This window comes from Aerococcus sp. L_32, assembly GCF_050689315.1.
The window spans coordinates 1-896 of record NZ_JBOEQF010000737.1 but is presented as its reverse complement, the minus strand read 5'-3'; the positions used below and the strand labels follow the sequence as shown (position 1 = coordinate 896).

The 896-nt window shown below is 40.7% G+C and carries 3 protein-coding genes; all 3 read left to right on the top strand.

Annotated elements, in window-relative coordinates; genetic code table 11:
• Nucleotides 1-13: 13 nt before the first annotated feature.
• Entirely contained in the window at nucleotides 14-82 is a 69-nt protein-coding gene (locus ACRCJ0_RS16070; RefSeq protein ID WP_431391170.1) for a hypothetical protein, read from the top strand.
• Between the two features lie 130 nt (nucleotides 83-212).
• Entirely contained in the window at nucleotides 213-536 is a 324-nt protein-coding gene (locus ACRCJ0_RS16065; RefSeq protein ID WP_418150516.1) for a YlbG family protein, read from the top strand.
• 93 nt (nucleotides 537-629) lie between these two features.
• Nucleotides 630-896 (top strand): alpha/beta hydrolase-fold protein (locus tag ACRCJ0_RS16060; RefSeq protein WP_431391169.1); only part of this gene is annotated, 267 nt, incomplete at its 3' end.

The window sequence follows — 896 nt, the reverse complement described above, 5'->3', positions numbered from 1 at the left end:
ACGTAAGGCAGTTGTGAAAGAATTACTTGTTGCCAACGGCGACCAAGTAAATTCTGGCGACCTGCTATTAGTATTGGAATAAAATAAGAGGTAAGAATTGCGGGCCAGCAAGTTGAGGCCCGTTATTTTGCCATATAAAGGTTTAAGGGTTACTGGCAGATGAATTCCTGTTATAATGAGATTAAAGCGAGTGATTAAAGGAAGTCGATAATATGAGTATTTATGATCAAGCACAGTCTCGACAAGCATTGATTGTGTGGATGTATTCAAATAAAAAAGTTAAACAGTTACAAAAGTACGGTTTCGTTTATTATGTGTCGCGGAAGATGAAGTATGCGGTTTTGTACACGGATGTGTCGGAAGCGGACCACATTCAAAAGAATCTTGAGAAGTTGCATTTCGTGCGTCAGGTGGATGTGTCTCCTAGACAGGCGATGGCGACGGATTATGCGACGGCCTTTGATGCCTATGCGGCAGACTTGATGGCCAAGAAGGATTTGGATGATAAAGATCGGTTGAATGAACGGTACGCTTGATATATAATAAAATGTATAGTAAATGAAAGTTTGAAGGGACCTTGGGATTGAATGTGCCCAGGGTCCTTTTTCAATCGTTGGAGGAGAGTCAGTATGGAGTTTGCCCCATTTTTCTATTTAGAACTGAAAGAACATATTTTAGATGTGCCTTATACCTTGGCTAAGCGGCGAATTCGTGTCCTCTTACCTAAGGACTATGAAGCGCATCCGGACAAGCATTATCCCGTTGTTTATATGCATGACGGACAGAATGTATTTCATTCTAAGGAAGCTTTTTCGAAACATTCTTGGAAAACAATTCACGCAATCAAGCGGAATCCGGATTTACCAAGTATGATTATTGTCGGCATTGATAATGGT

Bases quoted from the DNA above. Each gene is read 5' to 3' on its own strand.
- ACRCJ0_RS16065 (WP_418150516.1), top strand. From the start codon at position 213: ATGAGTATTTATGATCAAGCACAGTCTCGACAAGCATTGATTGTGTGG.